Source organism: Bacillus cytotoxicus NVH 391-98 (assembly GCF_000017425.1).
Lineage (GTDB): Bacteria > Bacillota > Bacilli > Bacillales > Bacillaceae_G > Bacillus_A > Bacillus_A cytotoxicus.
Map to the genome: position 1 here is coordinate 260,001 of NC_009674.1, position 17,500 is coordinate 277,500.

A 17,500-nucleotide genomic window follows, 5' to 3' on the forward strand; every position below is an offset into this window, starting at 1 on the left:
CAAGAAAAGCTTCTAGCGAGATAAAAGGTGCCTGTACCGCAAACCGACACAGGTAGGCGAGGAGAGAATCCTAAGGTGAGCGAGAGAACTCTGGTTAAGGAACTCGGCAAAATGACCCCGTAACTTCGGGAGAAGGGGTGCTTTCTTAACGGAAAGCCGCAGTGAATAGGCCCAAGCGACTGTTTAGCAAAAACACAGGTCTCTGCGAAGCCGTAAGGCGAAGTATAGGGGCTGACACCTGCCCGGTGCTGGAAGGTTAAGGAGAGGGGTTAGCGTAAGCGAAGCTCTGAACTGAAGCCCCAGTAAACGGCGGCCGTAACTATAACGGTCCTAAGGTAGCGAAATTCCTTGTCGGGTAAGTTCCGACCCGCACGAAAGGTGTAACGATTTGGGCACTGTCTCAACCAGAGACTCGGTGAAATTATAGTACCTGTGAAGATGCAGGTTACCCGCGACAGGACGGAAAGACCCCGTGGAGCTTTACTGTAGCCTGATATTGAATTTTGGTACAGCTTGTACAGGATAGGCGGGAGCCTTTGAAGCCGGAGCGCTAGCTTCGGTGGAGGCGCTGGTGGGATACCGCCCTGGCTGTATTGAAATTCTAACCTACGGGTCTTATCGACCCGGGAGACAGTGTCAGGTGGGCAGTTTGACTGGGGCGGTCGCCTCCTAAAGTGTAACGGAGGCGCCCAAAGGTTCCCTCAGAATGGTTGGAAATCATTCGTAGAGTGCAAAGGCATAAGGGAGCTTGACTGCGAGACCTACAAGTCGAGCAGGGACGAAAGTCGGGCTTAGTGATCCGGTGGTTCCGCATGGAAGGGCCATCGCTCAACGGATAAAAGCTACCCCGGGGATAACAGGCTTATCTCCCCCAAGAGTCCACATCGACGGGGAGGTTTGGCACCTCGATGTCGGCTCATCGCATCCTGGGGCTGTAGTCGGTCCCAAGGGTTGGGCTGTTCGCCCATTAAAGCGGTACGCGAGCTGGGTTCAGAACGTCGTGAGACAGTTCGGTCCCTATCCGTCGTGGGCGTAGGAAATTTGAGAGGAGCTGTCCTTAGTACGAGAGGACCGGGATGGACGCACCGCTGGTGTACCAGTTGTTCTGCCAAGGGCATCGCTGGGTAGCTATGTGCGGAAGGGATAAGTGCTGAAAGCATCTAAGCATGAAGCCCCCCTCAAGATGAGATTTCCCATAGCGTAAGCTAGTAAGATCCCTGAAAGATGATCAGGTTGATAGGTTCGAGGTGGAAGCGTGGTGACACGTGGAGCTGACGAATACTAATAGATCGAGGACTTAACCAATAAAAAAGCGGAAGCGACTTGTTCAGAGTCGCTGGAGCTGGATTCAATATGAAGCAAATGTTATCTAGTTTTGAAGGAATATCCCTTCAATAGTTTGGTGATGATGGCAGAGAGGTCACACCCGTTCCCATACCGAACACGGAAGTTAAGCTCTCTAGCGCCGATGGTAGTTGGGGCCTTGCCCCTGTGAGAGTAGGACGTCGCCAAGCTTTATATCATCGCGGGGTGGAGCAGTCTGGTAGCTCGTCGGGCTCATAACCCGAAGGTCGCAGGTTCAAATCCTGTCCCCGCAACCAAATGGTCCCGTGGTGTAGTGGTTAACATGCCTGCCTGTCACGCAGGAGATCGCCGGTTCGACCCCGGTCGGGACCGCCATTTTATACAAAGAAAAGAACGAAACAGATTGTTTCGTATTTTTTTATTTATTTTTAAGAAAACTTATAGAGACAGTCAAACTAATCCTTAGGAATACTCCTAAGGTCTTTTTTATATGTTCAAAATGCCTGTATAATAAAGAGCAGAGAATATTGTAAGTAAAGTAGGTGAAACCTTTGAATAAATATGAAGTTACAACAACTTCGTCTGAAGAAACACAGCAATTATCAGAAAAGCTTGGAAAACTTGTTACAGCGCAAGATGTATTCATTTTAGAAGGCGATCTTGGAGCGGGTAAAACTACATTTACAAAGGGACTTGCAAAAGGTCTTGGTGTGAAGCGAGTGGTAAATAGCCCAACTTTCAACATTATTAAAGAGTATAAAGGGAGATTACCACTATATCATATGGATGTATACCGTTTAGCGGAAAGCGAAGAAGATTTAGGATTTGATGAGTACTTTTTTGGTGAAGGGGTAACAGTTGTAGAATGGGCTCACTTAATAGAGCCATATTTACCAAATGAAAAATTAAAAATTAGCATATTTCATGCTGGAAATGATACAAGAAAGATTGTATTAGAACCAGAAGGAGACCGCTATATTAGATTATGTGAGGAGCTATTACAAAATGAAAGTACTAGCAATTGATACTTCAAATTACGTAATGGGTGTTTCTCTTATTGAGGGAGATACTGTTATCGGGGAAATCATTACAAATTTAACAAAGAATCATTCTATACGCCTTATGCCAGCTGTAGATCAACTTTTAAAGGAATGTAATGTCAAACCGAAAGAACTAAATAAGATTGTTGTAGCAGCTGGTCCAGGATCGTATACAGGTGTGCGTATTGGTGTAACAGTTGCCAAAACATTAGCATGGTCATTACAAATACCAATTGTTGGCGTATCTAGTTTAGAAGTGATAGCAGCGAACGGAGCGAATTTCCAAGGTCTTATTTGCCCTTTATTTGATGGCCGACGTGGACAAATTTATACAGGATTATATACATACGAGAAAGAACAGTTAACTTCTATAGAAGATGATCGTATTGTTCTAATTGTAGATTGGTTACAAATGTTGAAAGAGAAAAAACAACCTGTTTTATTTATTGGTAACGATGTGAAAATGCATCAGAAAACAATTGTAGAGCATCTAGGTGATCAAGCGATATTTGCTCCTTTTACAAAGAATAATCCAAGACCGAGTGAACTTGCATTTTTAGGTTTACAAAAAGAAGAGCAAAATGTACATACATTTGTACCGAGCTATTTGCGTTTAGCTGAAGCGGAGACCAAATGGTTAGAAAGCCAAAAGAAATAGGAGATATTAAAATGGGTATTACATTTAGAAAGATGACAACTGATGATATTGCTCAAGTGGTAGCGATTGAAGAAGCGTCTTTCCCAACTCCTTGGACTGCTGATGCATTTTACCGTGAATTAACAATGAATGAATATTCACAGTATATTGTAGTTGAAAAAGATGGTTTAGTAGTTGGATACTGTGGATTGTGGATTATTATTGATGAATCACATATAACCAATATAGCCATTTTACCAGAATATCGTGGCCAAAAACTTGGAGATGCACTGCTTCAAGAGGTAATGAAACAAGCAAAGGAAATGGGAGCGAAAACAATGACACTCGAAGTTCGTGTGTCAAATGAAGTAGCAAAACAGTTATACCGGAAGTACGGATTCCAAAATGGTGGAATTCGAAAACGATACTATACAGACAATTATGAAGATGGTCTTGTAATGTGGGTGAATTTATAATGGAAAAAAATACGATTATACTTGGTATTGAGACAAGCTGTGATGAAACAGCTGTAGCAGTTGTGAAAAATGGAACAGAAATAGTAGCGAATGTTGTTGCTTCGCAAATAGAAAGTCATAAGCGCTTTGGCGGCGTTGTACCTGAAATTGCGTCTCGCCACCACGTTGAACAAATTACAGTTGTGTTAGAAGAGGCACTAAAAGAGGCAAATCTCTCTTTTGAAGATATTGATGCAATTGCAGTGACGGAAGGACCGGGATTAGTAGGCGCCCTTTTAATCGGTGTAAATGCAGCTAAAGCGATTGCTTTTGCTCATAATATTCCTCTTGTTGGCGTCCATCATATTGCCGGCCATATTTATGCAAATCGCTTAGTTAAAGAGCTAGAATTTCCATTGTTATCACTTGTAGTTTCAGGAGGACATACAGAGCTTGTTTATATGAAAGAGCATGGTTCGTTTGAAGTCATTGGTGAAACAAGAGATGATGCAGCTGGGGAAGCTTATGACAAGGTTGCACGTACACTATCTATGCCGTATCCAGGTGGTCCCCATATCGATCGCCTTGCTCATGAAGGGCAACCAACGATCGACTTACCACGTGCGTGGTTAGAGCCGGATTCATATGATTTTAGCTTTAGTGGATTAAAATCAGCAGTTATTAACACTGTGCATAACGCCAAACAGCGCGGGGAAGAAATTGCTCCAGAAGATTTAGCGGCAAGTTTCCAAGCAAGTGTAATAGATGTATTGGTAACAAAAGCTGTGCGTGCAGCTGAAGCATATCATGTAAAGCAAGTGCTTTTAGCAGGTGGTGTAGCAGCAAATAAAGGACTTCGTACACGATTAGAGGAAGAATTTGCACAAAAAGAAAATATAGAGCTTATTATTCCTCCATTATCGTTATGCACTGATAATGCAGCGATGATTGCAGCGGCAGGTACTATTGCGTATAAGCAAGGGAAGCGTGCTACGTTCGCATTAAATGCAAACCCGGGTTTAAATATAGAAGATTAGTTATACACAAAATTAACCACAAGTTGTGGATAAAACCCACATTATCTGTTGATAATGTGGGTTTTATTGTGAATATAAAATGTTGATAACTTTTTGTGTATTTGTGGATAATGTGGAAAAGTGACTTTAGCTTTTATTTTATAAAGGTGGATATGTGTATAATGTTGTGGATAGAAAAGAATAGGTAAGATATCTGATGACACAAAGTTGCTTCGAGCAGGTAAAAAAATAAGGTAGCTCAAGAATATGTAGCTACCTTATTTAAAGATCCGCAGCAATTAGACCGTTATGGACAACTTATTCTCACCGATTTTCCTTGTTTCTTTCTGAATCTTAAGGTGAGAATCTTACTGCTCATAAATAGTGGGATAAATGGAGAGGTTACATATGTAATTTTTCCCATTCTCCCATATGTTTTTCTAATTGTTCTTGAAGGTTTTGTTTCGCTGCTGTAACTTCACTTGCACGTTCGTAGTCTGTATATACTTCAGGCAGACAGAGCTGAGCTTCTAATTCTTCGATTGCTTCTTCTAGTTTAGAAATGTTTTGCTCCAGTTCCTCAATTTTTCGCATCCGTTGACGTTCTAACTTTTTACGTTCTTTTTCTTCCATATAGCTTAACTTTTCTTGTGCAAAGTTTTTGGGAATAGAAATTTCTGCTTCTTTTTGTGCAAATTCTGCACGCTCAATCATTTCATTTTTCTTTTCAATATAGTAATCATAGTCGCCTAAATATTCTTTTGCACCGTCTGTTGATAACTCAACGACTGTAGTTGTGACACGGTTAATGAAATAGCGATCATGAGATACGAATAAAAGGGTTCCTGGATAATCAATTAATGCATTTTCCAGAATTTCTTTACTATTTAAATCAAGATGGTTGGTTGGTTCATCGAGAATTAATAAGTTTGCCTTTTGCATCATTAATTTTGCTAGGGCTAATCGAGCTTTTTGCCCACCGCTAAGAGAAGAGACTGGCTTTAATACATCATCACCTGTAAATAAAAAATTACCAAGTAGTGTACGAATTTCTTTTTCTGGCGCTAGCGGATAATCATCCCATAGTTCATCTAACACACGCTTAGATGATGTTAAGTTTGCTTGTTCTTGATCATAATATCCAACAGATACATTTGAACCAAAAGAAATCTCGCCATGTAATGTTTGTAACTTGTTCACAATAGATTTTAATAATGTAGATTTCCCAATTCCATTCGGCCCAACTAGCGCCACGCTATCGCCACGAGTTAAACGCATATTTACATGTTTGATAATAGGATTCTCATCATAGCCAATTGAAACATCTTTTAATTGGAGGACATCATTCCCGCTTTGTTTTTCAATATCGAAATGGAACGAGGCGGATTTGGAATCTCCGACGGGTCTAGTAAGTAATTCCATTCGCTCCAACTGTTTGCGTCGACTTTGCGCCCGCTTCGTTGTAGAGGCGCGTGCAATGTTTTTTTGAACAAAGTCTTCAAGTTTTGCGATCTCTTCTTGTTGTTTCTCGTAGCGTTTCATTTCTTGCTCATATTGTGCAGCTTTTAACTCTAAATATTTACTATAGTTGCCAACATATCGTCTACTTTCTTTATTAGAAATTTCATATACTTGAGTAACAAGTTTATCTAAAAAGTAACGGTCATGAGAAACGATTAAGATCGCACCAGGATATCCTTGTAAGTATTGCTCCAACCACGTTAATGTATCAATATCTAAATGGTTGGTCGGTTCATCTAATATGAGTAAATCAGGGCGCGTTAATAATAATTTTCCAAGAGCTAATCTTGTTTTTTGTCCACCGCTTAATGTGGAAATGGTTGTTTGGTGTGTTTCAGGTGGGAAACCGAGCCCGCTTACAATTGAGCGAATATCAGCTTCATATTGATAACCACCTTGATTTTTATAATCTAACTGTAGCTGATCATACTCACGAAGTAATTTTTCGTAGACGACAGCATTTGAGAAGTTTTCTTCTAATCCCATCTCATGCTCTAACCTTCGCAGTCTTTTCTCCATTTCCTGTAAATGTGTGAAGACAGTTAGCATCTCATCCCAAATTGTTAAAGAAGTTTCTAATCCAGTATTTTGAGCTAGGTAGCCAATTGAAACATCTTTCGGCTTTATTATTTCACCGCTATCATAAGACAATTCTCCAGCGATTATTTTTAATAATGTAGATTTTCCAGCACCGTTTCGGCCGACTAGTGCAATACGGTCTTTTGTTTGAACTTCCAATTTAATATGAGCTAGAATTGTTTCAGCACCATATAATTTTGAAAGCCCATTCACTTGTAATAAAATCAATGTTTTCACCTCAAATAAATTCTTAACTTTGCCAAGTTTATATTTCTCAATCATACTAAAAATAGTGTATAGTTTAAAATAAAGAGAGTTTTTCTTTCTTTCTTTATTATACAAGGAATGTTATAAGTGCTAAACTTTTGTATTTATTCCAAGTATACGAACAAAGATAGGAAGAGAGGAGAGGTTATATGGATCAGCAAAAGATTCCGCAGGCCACAGCCAAAAGATTGCCTCTATACTATCGATTTATCCAAAATTTATCTCTTTCTGGTAAGCAACGTGTTTCATCAGCAGAATTGAGTGAAGCGGTGAAGGTAGATTCCGCAACAATTCGAAGAGATTTCTCATATTTTGGAGCGTTAGGGAAAAAAGGATATGGATATAATGTAAACTATTTATTATCATTTTTCCGTGAAACGCTTGATCAAGATGATATAACACGCGTGGCACTTATTGGAGTAGGGAATTTAGGGACCGCTTTCTTACATTACAATTTCACAAAAAATAATAATACGAAAATTGAAATGGCATTTGATGTCGATGAAGAGAAAGTGGGAAAAGAAATCGGAGGAATTCCTGTATATCATTTGGATGAATTGGAAGAGCGACTAACGAATGATATACAAGTGGCAATACTAACAGTACCTGCTAACGTTGCACAAGCTGTAGCAGATCGATTGGCTTATACAAGTGTACACGGTATTTTGAATTTTACACCGGCACGGTTAAATGTATCAGAAAAAATAAGGATTCATCATATTGATTTAGCAGTAGAATTACAAACGCTTGTTTATTTTCTGAAAAATTATCCACAGTAAAACGCAGAGGAATCCCTCTGCGTTTTACTGTTTTTTCTTTATGAATTTAACTAAAATCAATCGAAGTGCTAGATTAAAGTCAATTGTTGCCATAGCAGCGAACAGTATTGTCCAGATGTTCCAAACAGTATCTGTTGCTTTCATGATAGCAAAGACTACAAAGATGCAGCCAAGAAGGAAATATAGTGCTGCCATGAACAAAGGTGAATTTCTCATGTTAAAAATCCTCCGATAAAGCCTTGCATTTTTTCAGCTTGTTTCATTAGCTCTTGTATTTGTTCGTTATTACTTACGAAAACTTGAACTACTGCGACTACTGTATTCATTCCAACATGAGCCATAATCGGAACGATAATTCGACGCGTTTGCACATATAAAAAGGCAAACACAAGGCCCATAGCAGTGTATATTAATAAGTGTGTAAAATCAAAATGGATAGCAGCAAACACAAGCGAACTAATAATTGCTGCGATAAAGAAGTTGAACTTTTTATATAATGTACCAAATAAAATCTTTCTAAATACAATTTCTTCTAAAATAGGTCCTATTATTGAGATAACAATAAGGAACCATGGAGTCGTTCTTGCAATTTCCATTAAATGTGCGGTATTTTCAGAGCCAGGCTTAATACCTAGTACATGCATCTCGATGACACCTGCAATTGTTTGAGCAAAAAATGCCATAAAGAAGCCAATAAAAATCCAACCAATTGTCGCAGGGATATTCGAGCGTTTTGTATCCAAATGTCTATCGCGAATATCGGTTCTAAGTAATAACAATACAATACATAATGCGATAAAGAAGCTAATAATAGCCCAATGACCGGTTAGAAGTTGAATTTTTTCTTCACCTGTAAATCCTCTATTATCGTATAGACCAGTTTTTGCGAGAAGGGGCAAGCCAATGATTCCTGATAACTGCATAACAATGTATGTAACGACAATCCACCAATATTGTTTTTTCAAGTGGGATAACCATCCTTTCTAATTTTATCTTATGAGATCAGGCCGGATTACATGTAATCAGCCAGTCGAATATTATGTAAGTACTGCTTTTATGAAAAAATTTTATTTAAAAATAAAATAGGAGACAGGAAAAAGGTGTTCGAATAGAGAAAACAACTTATGGTATCTTTCCTATTGTAACATACGATAGGTAGAAACGTTGATTCATATATAGAGTTCTATAAAAAATGATGCTTTGTAGAAAAGTTTATATCGTGATTTGAGAAAAAATTATGATTTTTTTACTTGCAAAAGAAATTGAGATTATTTATTATTATAAGTGTGTTAGCACTCGGTAGACTTGAGTGCTAATAAAAGAATTTACATAGAAAAATGAGGAGGTTATTGTTCATGCTAAAGCCATTAGGTGATCGCGTTGTAATTGAACTTGTTCAAGCGGAAGAAAAAACAGCAAGCGGTATTGTATTACCAGACACTGCAAAAGAAAAACCACAAGAGGGTAAAGTTATTGCAGTAGGTACTGGGCGAGTGCTTGAAAATGGTGAGCGTGTTGCTTTAGAGGTAGCAGCAGGCGATCGTATCATCTTCTCAAAATATGCAGGTACTGAAGTGAAATATGAAGGTACAGACTACTTGATTTTACGCGAAAGTGACATTTTAGCAGTTATCGGTTAATTATATATTTAAAAAATCCAAGGGGGTCAATATTATGGCAAAAGATATTAAATTTAGTGAAGAAGCACGTCGTTCGATGCTTCGCGGTGTCGACACTCTTGCAAACGCAGTAAAAGTAACACTTGGACCAAAAGGTCGCAACGTTGTACTTGAGAAAAAATTTGGTTCACCACTTATTACAAATGACGGTGTAACAATCGCAAAAGAAATTGAATTAGAAGATGCTTTTGAAAACATGGGTGCAAAATTAGTAGCAGAAGTTGCTAGCAAAACAAATGATGTAGCTGGTGACGGAACAACAACTGCAACTGTATTAGCACAAGCTATGATTCGTGAAGGTTTGAAAAACGTAACAGCTGGTGCAAACCCAATGGGTCTTCGCAAAGGTATTGAAAAAGCTGTTGCTACAGCAGTAGAAGAGTTAAAAACAATTTCTAAGCCAATTGAAGGTAAATCTTCTATCGCACAAGTAGCGGCTATTTCTGCTGCTGACGAAGAAGTAGGTCAATTAATTGCAGAAGCGATGGAACGCGTTGGTAATGATGGCGTTATTACATTAGAAGAATCTAAAGGATTCACAACAGAATTAGATGTAGTAGAAGGTATGCAATTTGATCGTGGATATGCATCTCCTTACATGATTACTGATTCTGACAAAATGGAAGCAGTTCTTGATAACCCATATATCTTAATTACTGACAAAAAGATTTCTAACATTCAAGAGATCTTACCAGTGTTAGAACAAGTGGTACAACAAGGTAAACCACTTCTTATTATCGCTGAAGATGTAGAAGGTGAAGCGTTAGCTACATTAGTAGTAAACAAACTTCGCGGTACATTCAATGTAGTAGCTGTTAAAGCTCCAGGATTTGGTGACCGTCGTAAAGCAATGTTAGAAGATATCGCAATCTTAACGGATGGCGAAGTAATCACTGAAGAACTAGGCCGCGACTTAAAATCAGCTACAATTGAGTCTTTAGGACGCGCTGGTAAAGTTGTGGTAACGAAAGAAAACACAACAATCGTAGAAGGTGTAGGAAGCACTGAACAAATCGAAGCTCGCATCGGTCAAATCCGTGCGCAATTAGAAGAAACAACTTCTGAATTCGATCGTGAAAAATTACAAGAACGTCTTGCTAAACTTGCAGGTGGCGTTGCAGTAATTAAAGTAGGTGCAGCAACTGAAACTGAGTTAAAAGAACGTAAACTTCGCATTGAAGATGCACTTAACTCAACTCGTGCAGCAGTAGAAGAAGGTATTGTTGCAGGTGGCGGTACTTCACTTATGAATGTATACGCTAAAGTAGCTTCTATTGCAGCTGAAGGCGACGAAGCAACAGGTATCAACATTGTACTTCGTGCATTAGAAGAGCCAGTTCGCCAAATCGCAATCAACGCTGGTCTAGAAGGATCTGTAGTGGTAGAACGTCTAAAAGGCGAAAAAGTAGGTGTTGGTTTCAACGCAGCAACAGGCGAATGGGTAAACATGCTTGAGTCTGGTATCGTAGACCCAGCAAAAGTAACTCGTTCTGCACTTCAAAACGCAGCATCTGTTGCAGCAATGTTCTTAACAACAGAAGCAGTAGTAGCTGACAAACCAGAAGAAAATAAACCGGCAATGCCAGACATGGGTGCAATGGGCGGCATGCCAGGAATGATGTAATTTCATTATTCGCTAAAACACTCATCTCTTTTCGAGAGATGGGTGTTTTTTGTTATCAAATTTCTCGAAATTATAGTAAAAAAGGTTTTATCGTAACCGAAATATAATTTCTGTAGAATTTTGTCGTGTTCTCTCTTGACCGTATTGATATTTCATTGTTAGAATCTAGAAAGATAATATAAAACAATCCTTCATATATCCTCAATAATATGGTTTGAGAGTCTCTACCGGGTTACCGTAAACAACCTGACTATGAAGGCAGTGCGTCTTATGTTTATAAAGAGCAACATACTATCTTTATAAAGCTAGACTCCTGCCTTTTCTTTATTTATGAGACGAGAGGTGGGGGACTGGCTTTTTTTATTATATTGGTAATGCTTTTTGCCTAATTTGGTGAAAATATTTATATACAGAATTAACGTTGGGGTGATTATTTTGAAAAAACAGCACGATACGATTATCGTTTTAGACTTTGGAAGTCAGTACAACCAATTAATTGCACGTCGCATTCGTGAGTTCGGTGTGTACAGTGAGCTTCATCCACACACAATTACTGCGGAAGAAATTAAAGCAATGAATCCAAAAGGTATCATTTTCTCTGGTGGACCAAATAGTGTATACGGCGAAAATGCATTCCACTGTGATGAGAAAATTTTTGAGCTAGGATTACCTATTTTTGGTATTTGTTACGGCATGCAGCTGATGACAAAACACTTTGGTGGAAAAGTAGAGCGAGCAAACCATCGTGAGTACGGAAAAGCAGTTCTGAAAGTAGAGAATGAATCAAAATTATATACAAACCTGCCAGAAGAACAAGTTGTATGGATGAGCCATGGTGACTTAGTAACAGGTTTACCAGAAGGCTTTGTAGTAGATGCAACGAGCGAATCTTGTCCAATTGCTGGTATGAGCAATGAAGAAAAGCAGTTATACGGTGTACAATTCCATCCAGAAGTACGTCACTCTGAGCACGGTAATGATTTAATTAAAAACTTCGTATTCGGCGTATGCGGTTGTTCTGAAGGCTGGAACATGGAGAACTTTATTGAAGTAGAATTAGAAAAAATTCGTGAAACAGTTGGTGATAAAAAAGTACTATGTGCACTTAGCGGTGGTGTAGATTCTTCTGTTGTAGCTGTATTAATTCATAAAGCAATCGGTGATCAGTTAACATGTATTTTTGTTGACCACGGTTTACTTCGTAAAGGTGAAGCAGAAGGTGTTATGAAAACATTTAGCGAAGGCTTCCATATGAATGTTATTAAAATCGATGCTAGAGAACGCTTCATGAAAAAGCTAAAAGGTGTAGAAGATCCTGAACAAAAACGTAAAATTATCGGTAACGAATTCATTTATGTTTTTGATGATGAAGCTGCTAAATTAGAAGGAATAGACTTCTTAGCGCAAGGTACACTGTACACAGACATTATTGAAAGTGGTACAGCAACTGCGCAAACAATTAAATCTCACCATAACGTAGGTGGACTTCCAGAAGATATGCAGTTCAAATTAATCGAGCCTTTAAATACGTTATTTAAAGATGAAGTACGTGTATTAGGATCAGAACTAGGAATTCCTGATGAAATTGTATGGCGTCAACCATTCCCAGGTCCTGGACTTGGTATTCGTGTATTAGGTGAAATTACAGAAGAAAAATTAGAAATTGTTCGTGAATCTGATGCGATTTTACGTGAGGAAATCCAAAAAGCAGGATTAGACCGTGAAATTTGGCAATACTTCACTGCGCTTCCTGGTATGCGCAGCGTAGGTGTTATGGGTGACGAGCGTACTTACGATTATACAGTAGGTATCCGTGCCGTAACATCAATTGACGGTATGACAGCTGACTGGGCACGTATCCCTTGGGACGTATTAGAGAAAATCTCTGTACGTATCGTAAACGAAGTAAAACACGTGAACCGCGTTGTATATGATATTACTTCTAAGCCACCAGCAACGATTGAGTGGGAATAAAACTATTTATTTGCAGGAAGGTCCATCTTATATATAGATGGATCTTTTTTATACGAACAAAAAAAGTTTAACTTATAAAATTGTTCGTTTTTAAGTTGACATATATTTTTTTGTACGCTAATATGATTATATGATTGATACAAAAAGTGAATATTATAGCCGTCGTATAATCTCGGGGATATGGCCCGAAAGTTTCTACCTAGCTACCGTAAATGGCTTGACTACGAGGCGTTTTTATAAAGATAAGGGGAATTTATCTTTATTTATAGAACGCTTCCATGTATATAGGCAATGGAAGCCTTTTTTATTTTTTAGGATAAAAGAGGGCTAGGATGAAGTGCGACGAGTCATTATACAACGGAGGAAACGTAAGATGAAACGTTATTTTCAGTTTGATGAGCTCGGTACAAATTATAAGACTGAGTTCATTGCAGGGTTAACAACATTTTTATCTATGGCCTACGTACTATTTGTTAATCCTGCCACACTGTCACTTGGAAACATTAAAGGACTACCGGCAGGAACCGGAATGGATCCGGGAGCAGTATTCGTTGCCACTGCATTAGCGGCAGCAATCGGTTCTTTAATTATGGGGATTTTTGCAAAATATCCAATAGCATTAGCGCCAGGTGTAGGGATTACTTCTTTCTTTGCTTACACAGCGGTATTAACAATGGGAGTTCCATGGCAGACAGCAATTGCGGGAACACTCGTATCAGGTATTATCTTCATTATTATTACAGCTCTTGGTATCCGTGAAAAAATTATTAATGCAATTCCTGCAGAGTTAAAACTTGCGGTAGCAGCAGGTATTGGCTTATTTATCGCCTTTTTGGGTTTTCAAAATGCCGGAATTATCGTGAAAAATGATGCGGTTCTTGTTGGATTAGGAGACTTAACAAAGGGCGCAACGTTGTTAGCGATTTTCGGAGTAGTTGTTACGATTATTTTAATGATTAAAAAGATAAATGGTGCAGTGTTCTATGGGATGATTCTTACAGCTATTCTTGGAATGGCAACAGGATTAATTGATACGCCAAAAGCTGTAGTAGGAGCAATTCCAAGTTTAGAACCGACGTTCGGTATGGCGTTAACGCACTTTGGAGATATTTTTACTGTTCAAATGGGGATTGTTATTATAACATTCTTCTTTATCGATTTCTTTGATACAGCAGGTACACTCGTAGCGGTTGTCAATCAAGCGGGTTTAATGAAGGGTAATAAATTACCACGTGCAGGGAAAGCATTATTTGCAGATGCGATTGCGACTGTAATTGGTGCGATTCTAGGCACTTCTACAACAACTTCCTATATTGAGTCGTCTGCAGGGGTAGCAGCGGGAGGACGTTCTGGATTTACAGCAGTTGTAACAGCAGGATTCTTCTTACTGGCACTTTTCTTTTCACCGCTATTAAGTGTTATAACGCCAGCTGTAACGGCGCCAGCTTTAATTATTGTAGGGATTTTAATGGTTTCATCTTTAGGGGAAATTGAGTGGAAAAAGTTCGAGATTGCTGTACCAGCATTTTTCACAATTATTTCAATGCCACTTACGTATAGTATCGCAACGGGAATTGCAATTGGATTCATCTTCTATCCAATTACAATGGTTGTAAGTGGACGACGTAAAGAAGTTCATCCAATTATGTATGTAATGGGAGTTTTATTCGTACTATATTTCATCTATGTTCGGAAGTAGAGGGGTTTTTAAAGGTCTAGACTAAGAGGGGGTCTAGACCTTTTTTTACGTCTTCAGAAAATCTTAAGGATTTCGCACCGTTTTTCTTTAGAAGTTTTTTTATAATGGAAAGTAGGGAGTTTAAGAATTTTGGGGGAGATATTGTGAGACAAGAAACAATACTTGTTGTAGATGATGAAAAAGAAATTAGAGATTTAATTACAATTTATTTAAAGAATGAAGGATATAACATACTGCAAGCAGGAGATGGAGCAGAAGGGTTAGAGATATTAGAAAACAATGAAGTCCATTTAGTTGTACTAGATATTATGATGCCAAAAATTGATGGGATTCATATGTGCATGAAAGTAAGAGAACAAAAAGAAATGCCGATTATTATGTTATCGGCTAAAACACAAGATATGGATAAAATTTTAGGATTAACAACAGGTGCAGATGATTATGTGACAAAACCATTTAATCCGTTAGAACTTGTAGCAAGAGTGAAATCACAACTTCGTCGATATATGAAAATGAGCGGATTTATGATTGAAAACGAAAATGAAATAGAGATTGGGGATATAAAAATAAATGTTTCTACACATGAGGTAGTTGTAGCGGATCGAGAGGTGAAATTAACACCAAGGGAATTTTCAATTTTAGAGTTACTAGTGCGCAATTCAGGGATGGTATTTAGTACAGAACAAATTTATGAAAAGGTGTGGAATGAAAGGTCTTTTCAGTCAGACAATACTGTAATGGTACATATTCGAAAAATTCGCGAGAAGGTTGAAGAAAATGCAAGAAAGCCGAGATACATAAAAACAGTATGGGGAGTGGGGTATAAGGTTGAGAAGGATAATTAAAAATATATTTAGACCAATTGGTTGGATAAGTGGGATTTTAAAAAAAATAATATATAAAGGAATATGTGGGGTACAAAAGAGTTTGCGTGTACAACTGATAACGACGTTTGCTCTCTGTAGCTTGCTGGGAATCATGGGAGTGTGGGCATCATCTCCGTTTTTTCAAGGAATAAATAAATATTCTGTAATTGATTATTCATCTGGTATGCGATTTATTGATACAACCGCTGAAAGTCTTGTAGCGGCTATTGTAAGGGAAGGGGCTTCTGTTAACGTCCAAGAAGTTTTGGAACGTCCAGAATATCAAAGAGAGTTAAAAGTTCTAATTGTTGATGAGAACGGGAAAGTTATATATAAGACGAAAGGTGCTCAAGAAGAACAAATTAATCTTCATAGTACAATTCGTAATATTATGAGTTTCAAAATAAATCGTTCTCAATATGAATATCAAAAAGATGTAATAGATAATGAAATAGAAAGAGAACGTAAAGAGTTTACAACTTTTTATCCTTTGACAATTGAAGAGAAAAATATGTATATGATTGCAAGTGGTATACCACAAGGGAATATTCGAGAAGTACAGAATGATGGCCCGTTTCCGTTTCTAATAGGATTTGTTCTTTTTTTATTTTCTTTCTTTTATCTAACAAAAAGAAAAATGAAGCAGATTGAGGCAATGGCCGAAGGGGTAAAAGAAATTACAAAAGGAAATCTACAACATAGAATTCCAGAGAAGGGACAAGATGAGTTAAGTTTGTTGGCTGTGAATATGAATCAGATGGCAGAAGAATTGTTTTCTAATATAGAAAAAGAAAGACGGATAGAAAAGCAAAAAAATGAATTGATTACAAACGTATCTCATGATTTACGAACACCCCTTACTTCTATTATGGGGTATTTACGATTGCTTCGTGATTCTAAATACGAAAATAAAGAACAGCATGATGAATATACAAGAATTGCTTTTACGAAGTCGGAGCAGTTAAAGAATTTAATAGAAGATTTATTCGAGTATACGAAATTAACGAATGAAAAGGTCATATTAGAAAAGCAAGAAGTATGTATCAATGAACTTCTAGAACAATTAATAGAAGAGTTAGTCCCGCAGGCTGAAGAAGAAGGACTGACATTCATAAAACATTTTCCTGAAGAACGTATGTATGCTACGATTGATTCGGAGAAGATGGTTCGTGTGTTTGAGAATTTATTAATGAATGCGATTAAGTATAGTAAAGATAATGGAGAGATTAAAGTATCACTTCAAAGACAAAGACGTGATATCCAAATCATTGTGGCAAATTATAGTGAAGAATTTACAAAAGAAGAATTGGCTAATTTATTCGAGCGTTTTTATAAGAAAGATCAATCGCGAAGTAGAGTCAAAGAAGGATCTGGGCTTGGTCTCGCGATTGCAAAAAGCATTGTAGAACTCCAGGGAGGTCAAATTCGAGCTCATTATGAAGATGGAGAGATTCAGTTTATCGTTTCATTACCTATCATGGAAGAGAAGTAAATGAAGGTGTTTTATCCCGCTGTTCTCGAGCAGTAAGACTCCCACCTCAAGGTTCAAAGAGTAGCAAGAAGATAGGTGGAAGTAGGGCTGCCCGTAACAGCCTGATTGGTGAGGGCTCATAATCAGTGGGAATGAAGAAAAAGGCTTACTTATAGAGAGTAAGTCTTTTTATATTTTTTTAGAAAAACATGTTGACTATTAGTGAGTAGAGGTGTAATATTATACGAGTCGCTGATAGAAATAACGCAAAACGCGACAAACGAAATAAAAAAACTTAGTTGACATTGAAATATAAAAATGTTAACATAAGGAAGTCGCAAATGAAGCGGCAAACGAGTTCTTTGAAAACTGAACGAAACAAACAACGTGAAACGTCAATTTTTATTTATGATGCTAGACAAACTTTATTGGAGAGTTTGATCCTGGCTCAGGATGAACGCTGGCGGCGTGCCTAATACATGCAAGTCGAGCGAACGGATTAAGAGCTTGCTCTTAAGAAGTTAGCGGCGGACGGGTGAGTAACACGTGGGTAACCTGCCCATAAGACTGGGATAACTCCGGGAAACC

At 38.1% G+C, this 17,500-nt stretch carries 14 protein-coding genes, 2 tRNA genes, 3 rRNA genes and 2 riboswitches (2 of these 21 only partly in view); of the genes, 16 read left to right on the forward strand and 3 right to left on the reverse strand.

Annotation, left to right across the window (positions count from 1 at the left end):
• From BCER98_RS01455 to tsaD, 8 genes are all read left to right on the forward strand, one after another.
• Positions 1 to 1,305 (forward strand): 23S ribosomal RNA (locus BCER98_RS01455) (it extends 1,617 nt beyond the left edge of the window).
• A gap of 93 nt (positions 1,306 to 1,398) precedes the next feature.
• A 5S ribosomal RNA gene (gene rrf / locus BCER98_RS01460) occupies positions 1,399 to 1,514 on the forward strand.
• 10 nt (positions 1,515 to 1,524) lie between these two features.
• Positions 1,525 to 1,601: transfer RNA gene (locus BCER98_RS01465), tRNA-Met, on the forward strand.
• A 3-nt stretch (positions 1,602 to 1,604) separates the two neighbouring features.
• Positions 1,605 to 1,680: transfer RNA gene (locus tag BCER98_RS01470), tRNA-Asp, on the forward strand.
• A 176-nt stretch (positions 1,681 to 1,856) separates the two neighbouring features.
• Positions 1,857 to 2,330 carry a tRNA (adenosine(37)-N6)-threonylcarbamoyltransferase complex ATPase subunit type 1 TsaE gene (gene tsaE / locus BCER98_RS01475; protein ID WP_011983368.1) on the forward strand — a complete coding sequence of 158 codons (474 nt, stop codon included), beginning with the start codon at positions 1,857 to 1,859 and terminating at the stop codon, positions 2,328 to 2,330.
• The gene (gene tsaB / locus BCER98_RS01480) at positions 2,311 to 3,003 is read left to right on the forward strand and encodes a tRNA (adenosine(37)-N6)-threonylcarbamoyltransferase complex dimerization subunit type 1 TsaB (protein ID WP_011983369.1); all 693 of its coding nucleotides are present in this window, start codon (positions 2,311 to 2,313) and stop codon (positions 3,001 to 3,003) included. The genes tsaE and tsaB overlap by 20 nt, the downstream gene beginning before the upstream one ends.
• 11 nt (positions 3,004 to 3,014) lie before the next feature.
• Positions 3,015 to 3,458 carry a ribosomal protein S18-alanine N-acetyltransferase gene (gene rimI / locus BCER98_RS01485; protein WP_041809378.1) on the forward strand — a complete coding sequence of 148 codons (444 nt, stop codon included), beginning with the start codon at positions 3,015 to 3,017 and terminating at the stop codon, positions 3,456 to 3,458.
• On the forward strand, positions 3,458 to 4,474 hold the full coding sequence (gene tsaD, locus BCER98_RS01490) for a tRNA (adenosine(37)-N6)-threonylcarbamoyltransferase complex transferase subunit TsaD (RefSeq protein ID WP_011983371.1): 1,017 nt from the start codon (positions 3,458 to 3,460) through the stop codon (positions 4,472 to 4,474). The genes rimI and tsaD overlap by 1 nt, the downstream gene beginning before the upstream one ends.
• Positions 4,475 to 4,855: 381 nt before the next feature.
• On the opposite strand, the gene BCER98_RS01495 is transcribed toward tsaD, so the two are convergent.
• A complete protein-coding gene (locus BCER98_RS01495; RefSeq protein ID WP_041809381.1) occupies positions 4,856 to 6,781 on the reverse strand; it encodes an ABC-F family ATP-binding cassette domain-containing protein in 1,926 nt (641 codons plus the stop codon).
• A 188-nt stretch (positions 6,782 to 6,969) separates the two neighbouring features.
• Between BCER98_RS01495 and BCER98_RS01500 the strand changes: the two genes are divergently transcribed.
• Positions 6,970 to 7,599 carry a redox-sensing transcriptional repressor Rex gene (locus BCER98_RS01500; protein ID WP_011983373.1) on the forward strand — a complete coding sequence of 210 codons (630 nt, stop codon included), beginning with the start codon at positions 6,970 to 6,972 and terminating at the stop codon, positions 7,597 to 7,599.
• A 24-nt stretch (positions 7,600 to 7,623) separates the two neighbouring features.
• Here the strand turns inward: BCER98_RS01500 and BCER98_RS01505 are convergent, their stop codons facing one another.
• Positions 7,624 to 7,815 (reverse strand): YdiK family protein, encoded by a 192-nt coding sequence (locus tag BCER98_RS01505; RefSeq protein WP_011983374.1) that lies wholly within the window; start codon positions 7,813 to 7,815, stop codon positions 7,624 to 7,626.
• Positions 7,812 to 8,564, reverse strand: coding sequence for a CPBP family intramembrane glutamic endopeptidase (locus BCER98_RS01510; protein ID WP_011983375.1), 753 nt, complete (start codon positions 8,562 to 8,564; stop codon positions 7,812 to 7,814). Before BCER98_RS01510 ends, BCER98_RS01505 begins: the two co-directional genes overlap by 4 nt.
• A 390-nt stretch (positions 8,565 to 8,954) precedes the next feature.
• On the opposite strand from BCER98_RS01510, the gene groES reads away from it, so the two are divergent.
• The 7 genes from groES to BCER98_RS01545 all read left to right on the forward strand — a co-directional run.
• Entirely contained in the window at positions 8,955 to 9,239 is a 285-nt protein-coding gene (groES, locus tag BCER98_RS01515; protein WP_011983376.1) for a co-chaperone GroES, read from the forward strand.
• Between the two features lie 34 nt (positions 9,240 to 9,273).
• On the forward strand, positions 9,274 to 10,902 hold the full coding sequence (groL, locus tag BCER98_RS01520; protein WP_011983377.1) for a chaperonin GroEL: 1,629 nt from the start codon (positions 9,274 to 9,276) through the stop codon (positions 10,900 to 10,902).
• Between the two features lie 171 nt (positions 10,903 to 11,073).
• A riboswitch (purine riboswitch) is annotated at positions 11,074 to 11,175 on the forward strand.
• A gap of 162 nt (positions 11,176 to 11,337) precedes the next feature.
• Positions 11,338 to 12,876 carry a glutamine-hydrolyzing GMP synthase gene (gene guaA, locus BCER98_RS01525; RefSeq protein ID WP_011983378.1) on the forward strand — a complete coding sequence of 513 codons (1,539 nt, stop codon included), beginning with the start codon at positions 11,338 to 11,340 and terminating at the stop codon, positions 12,874 to 12,876.
• 141 nt (positions 12,877 to 13,017) lie between these two features.
• Positions 13,018 to 13,120, forward strand: a riboswitch (purine riboswitch).
• A gap of 129 nt (positions 13,121 to 13,249) precedes the next feature.
• A complete protein-coding gene (locus BCER98_RS01530) occupies positions 13,250 to 14,575 on the forward strand; it encodes an NCS2 family permease (protein WP_011983379.1) in 1,326 nt (441 codons plus the stop codon).
• 104 nt (positions 14,576 to 14,679) lie between these two features.
• Positions 14,680 to 15,420, forward strand: coding sequence for a response regulator transcription factor (locus BCER98_RS01535; protein WP_011983380.1), 741 nt, complete (start codon positions 14,680 to 14,682; stop codon positions 15,418 to 15,420).
• Positions 15,416 to 16,933 (forward strand): sensor histidine kinase, encoded by a 1,518-nt coding sequence (locus BCER98_RS01540; RefSeq protein ID WP_041810188.1) that lies wholly within the window; start codon positions 15,416 to 15,418, stop codon positions 16,931 to 16,933. Before BCER98_RS01535 ends, BCER98_RS01540 begins: the two co-directional genes overlap by 5 nt.
• Before the next feature lie 404 nt (positions 16,934 to 17,337).
• Positions 17,338 to 17,500: ribosomal RNA gene (locus BCER98_RS01545) — 16S ribosomal RNA — on the forward strand; it runs 1,388 nt beyond the window's last position.

What these genes read in the sequence shown, in the direction of transcription:
- BCER98_RS01505 (WP_011983374.1), bottom strand. Translation starts at nt 7,815, where the DNA reads ATGAGAAATTCACCTTTGTTCATGGCAGCACTATATTTCCTTCTTGGC.
- groES (WP_011983376.1), top strand. Translation starts at nt 8,955, where the DNA reads ATGCTAAAGCCATTAGGTGATCGCGTTGTAATTGAACTTGTTCAAGCG.
- BCER98_RS01535 (WP_011983380.1), top strand. Translation starts at nt 14,680, where the DNA reads ATGGAAAGTAGGGAGTTTAAGAATTTTGGGGGAGATATTGTGAGACAA.
- BCER98_RS01500 (WP_011983373.1), top strand. Translation starts at nt 6,970, where the DNA reads ATGGATCAGCAAAAGATTCCGCAGGCCACAGCCAAAAGATTGCCTCTA.
- groL (WP_011983377.1), top strand. Translation starts at nt 9,274, where the DNA reads ATGGCAAAAGATATTAAATTTAGTGAAGAAGCACGTCGTTCGATGCTT.
- tsaB (WP_011983369.1), top strand. Translation starts at nt 2,311, where the DNA reads ATGAAAGTACTAGCAATTGATACTTCAAATTACGTAATGGGTGTTTCT.
- tsaD (WP_011983371.1), top strand. Translation starts at nt 3,458, where the DNA reads ATGGAAAAAAATACGATTATACTTGGTATTGAGACAAGCTGTGATGAA.
- rimI (WP_041809378.1), top strand. Translation starts at nt 3,015, where the DNA reads ATGGGTATTACATTTAGAAAGATGACAACTGATGATATTGCTCAAGTG.
- BCER98_RS01530 (WP_011983379.1), top strand. Translation starts at nt 13,250, where the DNA reads ATGAAACGTTATTTTCAGTTTGATGAGCTCGGTACAAATTATAAGACT.